Source organism: Halobacteriovorax sp. DA5, from assembly GCF_002903145.1.
Taxonomy (GTDB): Bacteria; Bdellovibrionota; Bacteriovoracia; order Bacteriovoracales; family Bacteriovoracaceae; genus Halobacteriovorax_A.
In genome coordinates this window covers 526,292-540,570 of record NZ_PPDJ01000001.1, presented here as the reverse complement: position 1 = coordinate 540,570, position 14,279 = coordinate 526,292, and the positions used below count along the sequence as shown (strand labels likewise).

Below are 14,279 nucleotides of genomic sequence, written 5' to 3'. Positions count from 1 at the left end.
GCCTCTTTTATAAACTAAGCAATTTTACTTAAATCATTCTCATCACCTATCGTTGCCTCTTCCTCATAAAAGCGAGGTGGTTTTTTAAAGACAAGATATAGGTTGGTCAACAAGTAGGTTTTTATCAATTCAAGGTAACCTGACGTAGAAACCTGTACTAGGTCCTCTTCATTTTCGTAATCGATTAAACTATTGCAAAAATTTTGGTACTCAATATTATTTGCCCGACTCATTTGAAACATATTTGTTTTAAATCCCATCTTCTTGCATGGAGACTTAAGAACAAAGCGATACGGGTCAATATTGCACTCTGTAGGGTCCTGAAACCATTTTTTGATGTAGAACTCTTCAAGAAGTTTTACAACGTTAATATAGTCCTTTGGTGGTTTCTTGATCTGACTCTTTGGAGATGGCCAAACTTTACGACTTATCTTATCAAAGGCTTCAATTGCAGCAGGAGTCGCTGATATATTAGTCGTATAAAAACATTTATGCTGCTTAAAATACTCCAACTTATTAAAGCATGCCATCATGGCCATCGCTTCATTACCAGTATAAGAATTTGCAATCATAATTCCGACATGAAGAATATTTACATCACCATCTTCAATAATATAATTCATTAAAAATGAAATATCTTTTCCACGTGTATGAACTATAGAAACAATAATATGACTCAAAAAACTTTTAATCTCATCGATATCTTCTAGCTGAAGGTATCTAATATTTACTTTTTTCTTAGAAGTATTATTAATTTCTATAATTGAACGATACAAACGTTTTAAATTAAAATCATCCAAATACAGGCCTGGCCTGAAATATGTTTTGAAGGAGTAGCTCCCCCACTTTACCTCATTCATAAGTGCTCCCTAGGCAGCTTTCTTTACTTGTTTTCCTTTCTTACTCTTTGAACCAGCATTCGTTAGTTGAAATTCATACTGGTCAAAAAACACCCCTAAATGATCCGTATGTGGTAGGCCACAGATAACTTTATAAGCTTCGTTGGCCATGAGAACTCCAGATAACCAAACGACAGGCGTAAAACTAGGCCTTGTTGCTTCCTTAGTAACAATCTTATCAACGAGATCTTTAGAAATATATTTGTAAGGAGAAAAATGACTGAAGGTAAAATCAACCTCTTCTCTAACTGCCTGGTTACATAGTTCAGGCGTTAGATCCTCAACCGCAGTATTCTTGGTACATAAATCGAGATACTCTTCCCAGTGGGGAGAATCCGGAGTCATTACAAAGACTGATGCAAATGGAGTGATCCAAGCATCAACGATTGTGATATTTTTTCTGCGCGCTGCTCTTTCTAGAATTAATGAGTAAAACATTTCATCCATTCCATTGATAACAATATCAACGTCATCTAAAAGATCTTCGATATTATCTTTTGTAACACCTTCGTTAAATGATTCGATTTTTAAATTTGGATTTATACTTCTGAATTCTTCTTCTAAGACATCGACTTTATAGCGATCATAGTTCTTTGCATTACAATGTATTTGACGATTTGAATTATGGGGCTCGTAACGATCAAAGTCAGCAATTTTAATTTTTCCTATTCCCATACGAACAAGAACTTCACTAGCGACACCTCCCATGCCACCAACTCCACAAACTAAAACTGATGCTCCTTGTAATTTATCTTGATCCTCTTGAGTAATTAAACCAATATTTCTTGAAAACATCTCTACCCTCCAGTTAACGTGAGAGTATAAGTTAAAATGATTTTTTTGGAGAATCTGGGGAGTTACAAATGGGGCATTTTCTGAGCTCAGCAAAAATACTTGGCACACAATAGTAATAATTAATACTTATGAGACTGATTTACGACTTTGTATTTTGACCGTCTAGGAAAAGAACGTTTGTAAAATCTGTATCTTCTTGAGAAATATTTTTTATTAACTCAATTGATGTTCCATTTCCTAAACTCGATGAAATATTAACCTTGAAGCCTAGTGCGTTGGCAGTATCCATAATGATACTCATTCCATGTCCAGAACCCTTCTCACCATTAGTCCCCTTAGTTGAACCAATTAGACCAACATTTCTTTTGATAAGCTTAAGTTTTTCTTCTGGAATACCTACACCAAAATCAACAATTCTTAGACAAAGGTTCTCATCACAAACAGAAGCTGAGAAAACAATACTTTCATTCTTATGTGAGAATTTGATCGCATTATACATAATATTAGAAATTAGGTTATTTTGTAGTGCGATTTTATTTGTATATAAAGTTAGGTTTTGATCAATTTTAAAGTCGTGAATAATTCGAACACCTTTTTGGATAGCAATGTCGTCATACTCTGTTACTGCTTCGATTAAAAGGTCATATAAATTATTTTCTTGAAGCTCAAAAAGTTCACCATCAATATGTGTCGTAACAATTGAGTTTTGAATAATTCCCTTAACTGAGTTTGAGAATTGATTAATCTTATTAACCGCTTGCTCATAATCACCATTCTCAATTCTTTTCTTAGCTACTTCAAGACTAAGAAGTTTATTAGCAACATCATGGTGTAAGGTACGATTACTTAAATTCAATTCTGTATTTAATAGCTCAAGGTTCTTTCGATACTCTTCAAGCTCTAAATTTTGCTTCTCAAGTAGATTCGAATACTCCACATTTTTTAGAATAACTTCGTGAAGTTTTTTCTTTGTGAAGAAGAAATTGTAAAGCAAGTTCGGAATGCTGACCTTAGCGAAGGCCGCATTACTAACAGAGAATACAACTCGGTCATCTACGACAAGATACTTCACTCTTGAATATGTACGACACCCAACGAAATTAACTGGAATCGTTTTGAAAAGTTCAACATACATATTTATGAATTCATGAAAGATCTGAGATGAATCTGAAAACTCAAAGATAATTTGAAAAGAATCTGAGCTAAGTTTCTTTGTATCAATTTTGATATTGGTATAAAGCATCTTAAAAGATAGCTTTAAAAAGAACTCATAGAGTAAGCTATAACTAATTACATATGTAATGATGTCAAAAAATGGTTTAATGATTCTGTTTGAAACACCGGTATTACTAATAATTTCAGTATAGTTCGGGTACTTTTCAGAGAAGAAGACTGTGATATCTTTAAATTCTTGCCAGCTTATACGCGACTTTACATCTAAAAGATCTTTGTCTTTAACTGGAAGCTCGGCAATAAAATCTTCAACGGAATCCCCCATCGACTTTACACCATCAAAATATGCGACTAATGCCTTATTACTAACTTCCAACCAATTACACCTTATAAAACAATAAATACTGATTATCACTACAAGAATTAAAATGGCAACTTAAGTTATTTCTTTAACTTTACACCACAATATATATTGTAACCTTTGGCCAAGATTCTTAATAGCGAAGCAGAAGTTGCCGAGAACCTAAACTATTTGAAAGTATTTCTATTTAGATTGGATTAGAATTATATACCTTCGAAGCATTTTTGTAATAATTCACCATACTCTCTCGTAGCGATTTCAAGTAAATCACTTGAATTATTAGGAGCATGGTAATTGTCCACAAAGTGTTGATAGACATCTTTGCGATAAGAGTCAGGGAAGTTCTTATCTTTGATATTAAAATCTTTGCCCTTTACAAAGATTGTATTGGGCGTAAATACACTCGCAAAGCTTGAAATTTTTAACGTGTCTTTAAAATGAATATCGCCATCAGGAAAAAGGCGATCCTTAATTCTCTTAAGGCCTTTCTTTCCAAAGCACGTATTTTTATAGCTATTAATCCCGTGGGCCATATAGATATCTTGAAGCTTACTCTTAATTCCCAAGATGAGATCCGAAGCGGTATAACCAAAGAATTCATGGGCAGCAATATGAGCATTAACTCCAGGAATATTTTGAGAGAACCAACGCTGGGTATTCTTAAGTGCAATATCAGAACGTGTACGACTCCCCTTTATTAAAACATCAAAGTCCGCATGCATTAACTCATGAAAAATAGTCGATGCTAAGATAGTGAACTGATACTCTTGTCCAGTTGGAAAATCAGACGAGCTAACAATTCGATCTCCACGCCAATTCTTTTGTCGTAAAACAATCGTGTTCGTTTTGTCGTTATATGTGGCCTCTGCACCACTTTTATTCATTAACCATTTCTCAAAAACATTTGGTTTTCTGATTCTAATCTTTCTTACAACATCATCTAAGCGTGAAAGCTTCAATCCTAATTCATTTTCTAGTGAGTTAGAAAAATCAGATATTGCTACCGGAGAAGAGGCCAAGACATAAGTTGAAAGTAATAAAGTGAGTATCGATTTCATATCCATAATTAGACCCAATAAGCCTTAATAAGACTAGTTATGTAAGAAAAGATAAGAGTTTTAAGCGTGTGATATTACGTTGCTACCGTGGCCATCACGTTTATTATCTAAATGTTCTGATACTTGGTTAACAAAAGGGATCTTTACAATTACCTTTGTTCCACTCTTCATACTCATGAAGCTAATTTCACCGTCAATTCGTTTGATGATGTAGCAAAGTATGCTAAGGCCCATTCCACTGCCCAGTTCGTTACGAGTACCACTACTCGATCTCACTTTTGAGAAATTCGTTACTGATGAAATAATGTCGTCAGAAATACCGCCCCCTGAATCAATAACACTAAAGTACACATGAGTTTTATCGTGAATCATTGAGAGGTAGACTTTTGAACGTGGCTCAGAGAACTTCAAGGCATTAGAAACAAGATTACCTAAAATCGAGTTAACTAAACTCTCCTTACTAATGGGTAGCGAAGCTTCGATATTTTGATGGGGATAAGTGACAACCAACTGAACTCGCTTCTTGTTAAAGTCGTCTTGGTAGTGAGAGACAACAGACTTTACTATTGACGAAAGCTCCACATCATATGAAAGATTATCTTTATTAAATTGCTTACGAATCTCTGCTTTAAATTTGATGAGCTCACTTAATCGATCATAGGCTAACTTTACATAGGTCAAGTTCTCATCTTTTAACGCCCTTGAAAGACTTAAAGACAAAAAATTTAAGTCATTTGAAGTATCATGAATAACGGCCTTATAAACTGCATTAATAAGCTTTAACTCTTCTTGTAATTTATAATCCCCATCAACTTTCTTTTCTAAGATCTTAACCAGAAGCCCTAACATGATTGCAATATAAGTGATGACGCCCGCACTCCAGCCCCAAATCCCAGAGCCCTTTATTTCAAAGGTAAATGGATAGGTAAATGTGACTATTCCTGCGATAGCAAAAATAGTAAAATAGAAAAAATTCACAACATACTTTATTCGTTTACCAAAGTAGGCCAATGCATAGATACCAGGAGTGAAACTTCCGATGGCCACAGTAAGGGAATAATATTCATACTCACCCCCAGCTAAATACAATAAAAAGCCAGCAATGCCACTTAAAACAAAAAGACTCATCAACTCAACTCGATACTGGCTTAATCGATTATTTAGAAAGAAATTACATATCAAATAAAGTGGAATGAATTTTAAGCCAAAGAATATGACGTCGAGTTCCATCCACTGAGCACAATAAAAACGTGTAGCATAGAGGAAGAAATTAAAAATTAGGGCCATTTTAAATTGCTGGTAGTCACTTTCTTTATCCACCATTGCAACAACATAAGTACTGACAACGCACAGAAGTAGAAATGATAAGAGTACGATATATAGGGCCGTCATATTATCCATACATCAAAACTAACATAGTGGAATATATGAACAATTGAAGAAAGGATAACTTAGCTTAACTTTTATTCGAAATTAGCTAATAAAAAAGGCCAGCTATAAAGCTGGCCTCTTCTATATGTAAATTTATTACTTTAATCCTAGTTACCCACCAAAATCGTCAAGCATGATATCGTCGCGCTCAACCCCTAGGTCAAGAAGCATATCGATTACACACTTGTTCATGATAGGAGGACCACATAGGTAGTACTCACAATCTTCTGGAGCTGGGTGCTTAGCAAGATACTCATCGTGAAGTACTTGGTGAATGAACCCAGTGTAACCTGTCCAATTATCTTCCGGTAGTGCATCTGAAAGAGCAACGTGCCAAGTGAAGTTATCATTTTCGGCCTGTAGACCGTCGAAGTCTTCAACATAGAACATTTCTCTAACTGAACGAGCACCGTACCAGAAAGTCATCTTACGTTTAGAGTGTAGTCTCTTTAGTTGGTCAAAGATGTGTGAACGCATTGGCGCCATACCAGCTCCACCACCAACGAATACCATTTCTTTATCAGTGTCACGAGCAAAGAACTCTCCGAATGGACCAGAGATTGTAACTTTGTCACCTGGCTTACAGCTAAAGATATAAGAAGACATTTTCCCTGGAGGAGTTCCCTTAGGAGCTCTTGGAGGAGGAGAAGCAATACGCACGTTAAGCATAATGATTCCCTTTTCTTCCGGGTAGTTTGCCATCGAGTAAGCTCTGATAGTTTCTTCGTTTACAGTTGAATTATACTGCCAAAGATTGAAGTGATCCCAATCTCCACGGTATTCTTCTTGTACGTCGAAGTCTTTGTAATCAATTGAAAGCCCTGCTGGTCTTTCGATTTGAATATAACCACCAGCTCTAAAAGGTACAGACTCACCTTCTGGAAGCTTAAGCTTAAATTCTTTAATGAAAGTCGCAACGTTATCATTTGAGATAACCTCACATTCCCATTTCTTAACACCAAAGACAGACTCTTCAACTTCAACTTCCATATCAGTTTTGATACCAACCTGACATGCAAGTCTTAAGCCTTCACGAGCTTCTTTCTTTGAGATATGTGATAATTCAGTTTCAAGAATTTCACCACCACCTGCGTGAACGTGAACTTTACACTGACCACATGTACCCCCACCACCACAGGCAGAAGATACGAATAGTTTTTGATCGGCAAGAGCGTTAAGTAGTTTACCACCAGCTGGGATATGAACCACTTTCTCACCATTGATCGTTAGCTTAACGTCACCACTTGATACTAGCTTTGATTTAGCAAAAAGAATTACTAAAACAAGAGCAAGAACCACAACGGTAAACATTAAAACACCAAGAATAATTGCATTCATAATATTTCCTTTTTATTACTTACCGTTACTAAAGTTGGATTCCTGAAAAACTTAGGAAACCAAGTGCCATTAGACCTACAGTGATAAAAGTGATCCCAAGACCTTTTAGTCCATCTGGAACATCACTGTACTTCATTTTTTCTCTAATACCTGCAAGAGCAGCAATCGCTAGGGCCCAACCGAAACCAGAACCGATACCGAAAACAACAGACTCTCCAAAAGTATAATCTCTTTCTACCATAAATAGTGATCCACCCATGATGGCACAGTTAACAGTAATAAGAGGTAGGAAAATCCCAAGAGCGTTATAAAGAGCTGGCATAAATTTATCTAGGAACATTTCTAGGATTTGAACCATCGCCGCGATAACACCGATGTAACAAATTAGACCTAGGAATGAAAGATCTGTACCAGAGATCCCTGCCCACTCAAGAGCATTTTCTTTTAGTAAGTAGTTATAAAGTAGGTTGTTAATAGGGATTGTAATTGTTTGTACAACAACAACCGCTACACCAAGACCAATAGAAGTCTTAACCTTTTTCGAAACTGCTAGGAATGTACACATACCTAGGAAGAATGCTAAGGCTAAGTTTTCAATGAATACTGCTTTAATAAATAAACTTAAATAATGTTCAAACATATTTCACCTACCCTTACATTTCTTCTACTTGATCTTTCTTCCAAGTACGTAGTCCCCAGATGAAAAAACCAATTAAGAAGAATGCAGATGGTGCAAGAAGTGCCATACCATTAGTTTGGTACCAACCACCTTCTCCAGTTGTTGCTAAAACAGATACTCCAAATAGCTTTCCTGAACCAAGAAGCTCTCTAAAGAATCCAACAAATACAAGTACGATTGAATAACCGATTCCGTTACCAACACCATCAAAGAATGACATGATTGGAGGGTTCTTCATCGCATATGCTTCCGCACGTCCCATAACGATACAGTTTGTAATGATTAGACCAATATAAACTGACATCGATTTAGCAACGTCATAAACGTAAGCCTTAAGAACTTGATCTGTCACGATAACTAGTGAAGCAATAATCGTCATCATTACGATAATACGAATTGCACTAGGAACGTGATTTCTAATAAGTGATACGAATAAGTTAGAGAAAGCTGTAACAACTGTTACCGCTAAACACATAACTGCTACTGACTCCATTTTTGTCGTAACCGCTAGAGCAGAACAAATACCTAGGATTTGAAGTGCAATTGGGTTGTTCTCAAATAATGGAGAAACTACTGTTTCTTTAAAATTCATTATTCACCCCCACCTTGTGTGAATTTGTCAATGAATGGTCCAAATGCATCGTCACCCATCCAGTAGCGAACAGTTCCTGTTACACCATTAGCTGTAAGAGTTGCACCTGAAAGTCCATCAATATCAAAGCTGCTTGCTTTATTAGCTTCACCTTTAATAACTTGAATTTGAGGTTTACCTGCATCACCAAAGATTTTCTTTCCTGGCCATACTGATCTCCAGTGTGGGTTATCAATTTCACCACCAAGACCTGGAGTTTCACCGTGAGAGTAGAAACCAATACCTTTAACAGTATTAAGATCTGTCTCAAGAACTAGGAAACCGTACATTGTTGACCAAAGACCTTTACCGTGAATTGGGAAAACAACAGACTTAGTTGTCTCACCATCTTTTACGAAGAATACTTTAGAGTATTTCGCACGGAACTTGATTTTTCCTTTGTCCTCAGATGCAGGAATTGCGTAGTTCATTTTTGGATCTTTAGCAGCTTTAACAGCATCAAATTTAGTAACATCCATATCAGTTACGTAGTCACCAGTTTTAAGATCAACTAGTTTCTCTTCGATTTGCTTATAAGCTTCTAAAATTTCTTCTTTAGTAGCAGTCGCCTTTACAAGACCTGCAGTCATAAGAAGGTTTTTCTTAACGTCTAAAACTTTATTCTCATCTTGAAGTGGCTTTAGTGAAACCGCTGACCAAGATACGACAACTGAACAAACAACACATAGGATTGTTGCTACGATCAGAGTTTTTGCAGTACTATCATTACTCATCACTGCCCCCTTAAGCCGTTTTGTATCCGTTTGCACGTTTTTTGATATTTCCTTGAATTACAAAGTAGTCAATTAAAGGTGCAAAACAGTTTCCGAAAAGGATTGCAAGCATAGTACCTTCTGGGAAAGCTGGGTTAATAACACGAACAAGGATAACCATGAAACCGATTAGAGCACCATAGAACCAGTGTCCTTTGTGTGTCATAGAAGCTGATACTGGATCAGTTGCCATAAACACTGTACCAAAAGCAAAACCACCGATCACTAAGTGCCAAAGTGGAGTTACTGAGAACATCATATTTGTATCAGAACCGATAGCATTTAAAATTGCTGAAGTAACAACTGCTCCAAGAACCATTGAAAGCATAATTCTCCAAGAACCGATACCTGAGATGATTAGAACTGCTGCTCCGATTAAACAAGCAAGAGCTGAAGTCTCACCCATTGAACCTGGCATAAATCCTAAGAAAGCATCTTGCATTGAAGTTGTGATTGCACCAACACCACCAAGAGCTGCCTGAGAAAGAGCTGTTGCTCCAGTGAAACCATCTACTGCAGTCCATACTGCGTCCCCTGAAATTTGTGCAGGATATGCAAAGAAAAGGAATGCACGAGCAGTAAGTGCTGGGTTAAGGAAGTTTTTCCCTGTACCACCGAAAACCTCTTTACCGATTAAAACACCGAAAGAGATCCCTACAGCAACTTGCCATAGAGGAATTGTTGGAGGAAGAGTTAATGGAAATAGCATCCCTGTTACAAGGAAACCTTCGTTAATCTCGTGACCTCTAACGATTGCAAATAGTGCTTCCCAGAAACCACCAGCGATTTGAGTCACTAGGAAAATTGGGAAGAAGTATAAGAAACCGTGAAGTAGGTTTGCAACTAAGCTTTCTGGAGAGAAACCTGCACCAAGCGCCATGATGATATCAGCACGCCAACCTTCAGGAGTCATACCAGCCGCTGCAAGAGCAGAGTTAGCCTGGAAACCAGTATTGTACATTGCCATAAACATTGCTGGAATAAGAGCAATAGCAACTGTGATCATTAATCTTTTTAAGTCAAGTGCATCTCTAACATGAACTGAACCTTTCGCTACTCCACCTGGAGTATAAAGGAAAGTATCGATCATTTCATAAACAGCATAAAACTTTTCGAATTTCCCGCCTTTAGCGAAATTATCATGTTGAGAATCTAGAAGTTTGCGCAACATTGTAATTATCCTTCTTTCTCAATAGTAGTTAAACTTTCTCTTAGAGCTGGACCAAAATCAACTTTACCAGGACTTACGAAAGTACATAGTGCTAAATCTTCTTCATCTAGCTCTAAACAACCAAGCTCTACAGCGTAGTCATTGTCTTTTGTAACAAGTGCTCTTAAAAGTTGAGTTGGTAGCATATCAAGAGGCATTACCTTTTCGTATGACCCTACTGGAACCATTGCTCTATCAGAACCATGAGTAGCAGTTGTGAAATCGAAAATTTGCCCTGGCTTTAACCAGTGTAGGAAAGTACGCTTAACAGAGAATTTATTAAGACCTGGCTTGTGCCATCCTAAGAACTCTCTTTCACGACCTTCAGTAAGTAGAGAAATTTGGTTGTGGAAACGACCTAGGTAAGAAAAACTTCCAACCATTGCGCGACCGTTGAAAACCGAACCAGAAACAACTCTCACCTCACCTTGTCCAACTTTTCCTGAAGTAACTTCACCTAAATGAGCACCTGGAACTGTTTTAACAAGAGTTGGGTTTACAGATGCAGGACCTGCAATTGAGATAATTCTTTCAGTTGAAAGTTCACCTGAAGTGAAAAGCTTACCGATTGCGATTACATCTTGGTAACCAATCGACCAAACAATCTTCTTAGCGTTTACAGGATCAACAAAGTGAATGTGAGTTCCTGCGTTACCTGCTGGGTGAACACCAGCAAATTCCTTCACTTCAACTTTAGTCGTTGAAGGCTTTGGAATATTAACTCCAGCTGCTTTACAAACAAAAGTTCTTCCATCAGTTAGTTTTGAGATAATCTCAACACCATTCGTGAAATCTTCGCTTGCTTCAGCAATTACTACTGCTGGATCAGCTGCAAGAGGATTAGTATCCATTGCAGTTACGAAAATAGAGTGTGGCTCAGAACCTAAAGCTGGTGCCTTAGAAAATGGCCTTGTTCTGAAAGCTGGCCATAGACCTGACTCAACTAAAAGAGCTTGAACAGCTTCTTTCGTTAAATCTTTTACTCCCGTCCCTTTAAAGTTTTCAAATGTAACTTGCTCGTTACCTGAAACTTCAATTACTAAAGTTTCAAACGCTCTTCTTGCACCACGGTTAATTTCAATAACCTTACCGCTGATAGGTGCTGTATAAAGAACACCTTCAACTTTCTTACAAGAAAATAACGCCTGACCTTTTTTAACCTCGTCACCTACTTGAACAAGCATAGTTGGCTTCATTCCAACATAGTCTGGCCCAGTAAGAGCGACTTTAGTCACTTGAGGTCCTACCTCAATCTTTTGTGATGGCTTCCCACTGATAGGAAGATCCAATCCTCTCTTAATGTGAATCATAGCGACAAATCCCGTTATCTTGGTTTGTTAACAATAAAATATTTATGAAATTATTAGTTTTTTAACAGAAATACATAAAGTTGTAACCCTAATTTTAACTAATCACACCACCGCACTTAGCGACCATGACGCGTTAAAACAAAGGCTATTTAGTCGACAATTATCGACCACAACACTTCTTAAATTTCTTGCCTGAACCACAAGGACATTGGTCATTGCGTCCAACTTTAGCACCATCTCTCTTAACCTGCGCTACGATTGGCTCACCGTCAACGAAGAACCAGTCTCCATCAACCTTAACAAATTCAGAACGCTCATAATGCACATGGTCTTGGCCACCTAAACCAAAAGTCGCCTTAAACTCAACCATTCCCCAGTCATCTCTCTCAGTTCCTTCTGCAGTGTCAACGATCTCAAGACCCTTCCACTCAGATTGTGATGACCACGCCTTGATTTCATTTACATCCATATCATCTCTGTGATCAGGGTGAGTTGAATCAACGATGAAATCAATATTGCCGATTGTATAAGCAAAGTAACGTGCGCTCATAAGTTGAGCTGCAGTTTGGGCCTTGGCTTCACCCTTAACAATTGCTTCACATGTCTTTGTATCAAGACCAGAATTACTCATAATAAACTCCATTTAATATCGATATAATAAGTCGGTAAAATTTGTGTTTGTTTCATCAAAATATACCTTGCTTTCTAGTAGTCGACTAGAAATAAATGTAAAATGCTCTCTAAGCATTTTCTGGTATTTTGTACGACTTCGACGAATGGCATATTCATCTTTAAACTCAAGATCTTCGATCTGGCGATCGAGTTCTTTATCCGTTGGAACTGTTAGATAAAAATACTTTAACTTGGATGCAAGAATTGGCAGACAATACTCTAATTCCTCATCTGTGAGATATTGAAATACACTTGTGCAAACACCAAGATCAAAAGATTTCTTACTCTTCTCATTCTTGCGACACCAGCTAACAATATCCATTCTCTCTAACTTAAACTGAGTTGATTCAATTTTGTTTATTTCACGCTCTTTTACAATTTTGTAAGCGTATTCACTGGGCTCAATTCCATGGGCCTTATATGGCTTAAACTCGTCTAAAAGTGCCTCAAATAAATGACCAAGGCCAAAGCCTAAATCAATAATAGAATTGATATCAATATACTCTAATCCAAATAAATTTTTAATATAGCCAACGTGCTGCTCGACATTGCCTATTCCATCCATTTGATCAGCTTCTTCATAATTTACATCCCAATAGTCCTGGGAAAAACCAAGAGAACCTTTTTCTTTCATTTTATTTAACCTTTAGTGTCTTTCCGATTAAGTATGCATTCGAAATAAATCGGTAGATACCCACAGAGAAAATTGCCCCCCAAAGAAGCAAGAAGGATTGATTTTGATAGCTCAAATACGCCAGTGGCACAAAGCACGTAAAGAAGGCTATCACCATGTGACGACCTAAGAAATCAAAGCGATTGATTCCAAAGACTAGCCCATCATAGACATATGCAATTGAAACAGGAATTTGAGCAATGGCCAAGAAATAAATAATGCCTTTAATCGTTTCATGAATACTTTCATCGTACGTAAAAAGTGAAATTAATGGGCCATTGGCAAAAGTGAAAATGAAACAGAAGATAATTCCAATAATCCCCCCCATAAAAAGAAGCTTATGAAAGATATCTTTTAAGTGCTCATGGCCTTCATTTTTGAAAAGTGTCCCACCTATAATATTTCCAGAAGTCGCGACTCCATCAGTAAAGAAAGATGCAAATAACCATAGGTTGAGAATAACCTGATGAGCAGCGAGGGCCTTTAAAGAGATTGAGCTCGCAACTTTTGTGGCCAAGAAGAAACTTAGAGTTAAAAAAGCCGAGCGCATAAAAACATTGATAGAACTTTTTCCAATATGAAAGGCATCCGCTAACATGATTTTTTGTTTTAAAAACAAATGACGAATTTTTTCGTGAGTCAGAATAAAGTATAAACTTATTAGAAAGCCTACAGCATTAGCAAAAATCGTAGCGGCCGCAACGCTTGAAAGCCCCATATTAAGTTGATAGAGACCTATGTAAGACAATACAATATTAATCGAAGTTGCTACCCCAATGATTCCTAAAACGATATTTACTTTCGCCATTCCTCTTAGAACTGATAAGGCCGACATAAATAAAAGAATAAATACATGGCCATATAGTCTGGTTAAAAAATAGTCATCACATAAAGAATAAAGATCCTTCGTGACACTCAAAAATTCATAAACATAGTGGCGTGCGGGAACAAAAATGAGAACGAGAAAAAGTCCAATCGAGAAAGCGATTAGGAAAGTCACCTTAATAAGCGAAACTACATTCTCATACTCACCTTTAGCTAGTTTTTGAGAGATTGCTTGGATTGGTGCATGGACCAAGAAGTTAAACATCCAGGTAATAGATGAAATAACCGAAACACCAATGGCCATCGCGGCCAGCATTTTTGTATCAAAATTTCCAACAAGTGCAGTATCAACAATTGAGCTTAGAGGCTCAAGCATTGATGCGAGTATGGAAGGGATAGAAAGGGCCCAAAGGCCCTTATATGTTAACCAGTTGCGGTCCAAAATTTTTAC

General features: G+C 37.1%; 14 protein-coding genes. All 14 read right to left on the bottom strand.

The window, feature by feature from the left end; genetic code table 11:
* Positions 1 to 14: 14 nt before the first annotated feature.
* The 14 genes from C0Z22_RS02710 to C0Z22_RS02645 all read right to left on the bottom strand — a co-directional run bounded on the left by C0Z22_RS02710 (position 15) and on the right by C0Z22_RS02645 (position 14,270).
* On the bottom strand, positions 15 to 860 hold the full coding sequence (locus tag C0Z22_RS02710) for a hypothetical protein (RefSeq protein ID WP_103216797.1): 846 nt from the start codon (positions 858 to 860) through the stop codon (positions 15 to 17).
* Between the two features lie 9 nt (positions 861 to 869).
* Positions 870 to 1,694 (bottom strand): ThiF family adenylyltransferase, encoded by an 825-nt coding sequence (locus C0Z22_RS02705; RefSeq protein WP_103216796.1) that lies wholly within the window; start codon positions 1,692 to 1,694, stop codon positions 870 to 872.
* Positions 1,695 to 1,833: 139 nt separating this feature from the next.
* The gene (locus C0Z22_RS02700; protein WP_103216795.1) at positions 1,834 to 3,243 is read right to left on the bottom strand and encodes an ATP-binding protein; all 1,410 of its coding nucleotides are present in this window, start codon (positions 3,241 to 3,243) and stop codon (positions 1,834 to 1,836) included.
* Positions 3,244 to 3,431: 188 nt separating this feature from the next.
* Positions 3,432 to 4,286, bottom strand: coding sequence for a hypothetical protein (locus tag C0Z22_RS02695; RefSeq protein ID WP_146037765.1), 855 nt, complete (start codon positions 4,284 to 4,286; stop codon positions 3,432 to 3,434).
* A gap of 60 nt (positions 4,287 to 4,346) precedes the next feature.
* On the bottom strand, positions 4,347 to 5,687 hold the full coding sequence (locus C0Z22_RS02690; protein WP_103216793.1) for a sensor histidine kinase KdpD: 1,341 nt from the start codon (positions 5,685 to 5,687) through the stop codon (positions 4,347 to 4,349).
* 141 nt (positions 5,688 to 5,828) lie between these two features.
* Complete coding sequence (nqrF, locus tag C0Z22_RS02685) at positions 5,829 to 7,055, bottom strand: NADH:ubiquinone reductase (Na(+)-transporting) subunit F (RefSeq protein ID WP_103216792.1); 1,227 nt, start codon at positions 7,053 to 7,055, stop codon at positions 5,829 to 5,831.
* A gap of 28 nt (positions 7,056 to 7,083) precedes the next feature.
* The gene (gene nqrE / locus C0Z22_RS02680; protein ID WP_103216791.1) at positions 7,084 to 7,695 is read right to left on the bottom strand and encodes an NADH:ubiquinone reductase (Na(+)-transporting) subunit E; all 612 of its coding nucleotides are present in this window, start codon (positions 7,693 to 7,695) and stop codon (positions 7,084 to 7,086) included.
* A 13-nt stretch (positions 7,696 to 7,708) separates the two neighbouring features.
* A complete protein-coding gene (locus C0Z22_RS02675; RefSeq protein ID WP_103216790.1) occupies positions 7,709 to 8,326 on the bottom strand; it encodes an NADH:ubiquinone reductase (Na(+)-transporting) subunit D in 618 nt (205 codons plus the stop codon).
* Positions 8,326 to 9,099, bottom strand: coding sequence for a Na(+)-translocating NADH-quinone reductase subunit C (locus C0Z22_RS02670; RefSeq protein ID WP_199177507.1), 774 nt, complete (start codon positions 9,097 to 9,099; stop codon positions 8,326 to 8,328). The genes C0Z22_RS02675 and C0Z22_RS02670 overlap by 1 nt, the downstream gene beginning before the upstream one ends.
* A 10-nt stretch (positions 9,100 to 9,109) precedes the next feature.
* Positions 9,110 to 10,315, bottom strand: a complete 1,206-nt coding sequence (locus tag C0Z22_RS02665) for an NADH:ubiquinone reductase (Na(+)-transporting) subunit B (RefSeq protein WP_103216788.1) — start codon at positions 10,313 to 10,315, stop codon at positions 9,110 to 9,112.
* Positions 10,315 to 11,658: a Na(+)-translocating NADH-quinone reductase subunit A gene (locus C0Z22_RS02660; protein ID WP_103216787.1), complete on the bottom strand. Its 1,344-nt coding sequence runs from the start codon at positions 11,656 to 11,658 to the stop codon at positions 10,315 to 10,317. Before C0Z22_RS02660 ends, C0Z22_RS02665 begins: the two co-directional genes overlap by 1 nt.
* 160 nt (positions 11,659 to 11,818) lie before the next feature.
* On the bottom strand, positions 11,819 to 12,289 hold the full coding sequence (locus tag C0Z22_RS02655; RefSeq protein WP_199177506.1) for a YchJ family protein: 471 nt from the start codon (positions 12,287 to 12,289) through the stop codon (positions 11,819 to 11,821).
* Positions 12,290 to 12,301: 12 nt separating this feature from the next.
* Entirely contained in the window at positions 12,302 to 12,964 is a 663-nt protein-coding gene (locus C0Z22_RS02650; protein ID WP_103216785.1) for a class I SAM-dependent methyltransferase, read from the bottom strand.
* Position 12,965: 1 nt separating this feature from the next.
* Complete coding sequence (locus C0Z22_RS02645) at positions 12,966 to 14,270, bottom strand: MATE family efflux transporter (RefSeq protein WP_255407608.1); 1,305 nt, start codon at positions 14,268 to 14,270, stop codon at positions 12,966 to 12,968.
* Positions 14,271 to 14,279: the final 9 nt, after the last annotated feature.